This window comes from Vibrio sp. 10N.261.52.A1 (genome assembly GCF_002876325.1).
Taxonomy (GTDB): domain Bacteria; phylum Pseudomonadota; class Gammaproteobacteria; order Enterobacterales; family Vibrionaceae; genus Vibrio; species Vibrio chagasii.
The window spans coordinates 1-1,797 of sequence record NZ_MCYD01001349.1; the positions used below are offsets into that span (position 1 = coordinate 1).

The 1,797-nt window shown below is 39.7% G+C and carries 1 pseudogene; it reads left to right on the top strand.

The window, feature by feature from the left end:
• Positions 1 to 7: 7 nt before the first annotated feature.
• A pseudogene (locus BCT81_RS27640) lies at positions 8 to 1,797 on the top strand (hypothetical protein); the annotation flags it as partial.

Below are 1,797 nucleotides of genomic sequence, written 5' to 3' on the forward strand. Positions count from 1 at the left end.
TCAGGTAATGGATACCATGGCGTTATTTTACAGTGACGCTATCAAGCTTGACGACATTATTGTTTATGAAAAACCTCAAGTAGTAGAACGATTTAATGATGTTATTCATTTAATTAGTGTACTTTCTGAAGTCATGGAGCTGGAAGGGGATGAAAGTCAATCAACTCTCGCTATTGAAAAGATAGTAGGCAGAGAAAATTTCGACTCGGACAGTCAATATTATGCGCAGTTTGTCGATTATACAAACTCTGATATCGAGCAGGATTTGAACACTCTGATTCGTGATCAATCAATCTATCAAAGTGACTTGAATAGCAATGTCAGCATCATTTCATCCGCAGATATAATATTGCCTTTCTACAGTAAGAATGCGATTAAAAATATTCTTGATGACTATGTGGTTGGCAAAGCAGAGGGTATTGCTGAAGCGTATCGATTGGTAGAAGAGAAATTTCCTAACTGTGATGATTCAGTGAAGGCTTTCATTGCTCTGTTTGCTAATTTGTTTATGTCTGCTCCAACGACAGAGGCTATATCTTTAGCGATAAAACCAGCGGTGCTGATGCTGCAAACTCATCTAGGTATGAGCGGCAGAATTGTGCTCGCTAAAGATAGTAACCATAGACACTTCTTAGTCAGCACATTTGCATTCCATCACCGAGTGACTTACCTAGGTGGGGCCGATAATGAGCTTGTTACTCAGTTGATTGAAGTGTTGCCTAAACCGGATGAGAACTGGAAAGATGTATCATACGAAGCGTTAAACGCTATCTTCTTTAAATTGAACATTCCAACAGGTTTTGACGACACTCAGGAGCAACCTAAACCTTTCTTACTGCGCAATCATAGATTTGATAACTTTATGTGGGACGCAGTACAAGAGACGACGCTCCTTAAATTTAACCTGATTGCTCAGTCGTTTAAAAAGGTTGGTACCAAAAAACAGTTCCAAGAGAATTATCTTTTGAAAGCTCTGGTTGCGAATGAATTTAAGTTATCTCTTAGCGACAAATTGGTCGAAATGAAGGAAGTTCTGTTTACTGAAAGCTCAATGGAGACCGCATTAAACAACAAGGTTCCGTTCTTACAAGTCGCGCAGAAGATGATAAATGATCCTGATTATGAGGTAGATATTCAAGATGTTGAATCGATTTTGCTTGATTCAATTGTACTTCTAGCAGACATCATTCCCATTTTTTCCCCGATCGCTAAGGCGTTGGATGTTAATCTCTCTGTTATTGTAAATGCTTGTGTAGTGAAAAATATCAGAGTGATTCGTTTATCTAAAACGGCCTTCATGAGAAGCGTTGTTAACGATATCTCTGACGAATTTATACGCCGTTCTAAATTTATATCGAGTGATGCCATCGGCGATCTAAAAAATAAGATAAGAGCGATTAAAAAGTACAAGTTCATGAAAGAAACCAGTGAACGTTTAGAAACCATCAAAACGATGGGCTTAAGTGGTGGGGCGGGTAGCTTTAAAGTGAATAGTGCTTACGGTGCCTCTACTGGAAACGTTGTACTTGAAACGTTTGACTGGTGTTTTAATGGAAAAGGACCCGTTGGGAAAGTCGTATCGGACAATAAGATTCCATTGCCAGCTCAGCCTGAAGTTTTTCAATCTATCATCGATGAAAAGGTTTCTATAGTAAGGCAGGCGGATGAACCGATTTTGATTTCTGGTTGGCGTTCCCCACAAACTGGCCGCATTCATATTCTGGATGGACAGCACAGGTTTATTGCCGCGGCGAAGCTGGGGATTCCCGTTGAAGTAAAAATCAAAAAGTTCGGTAC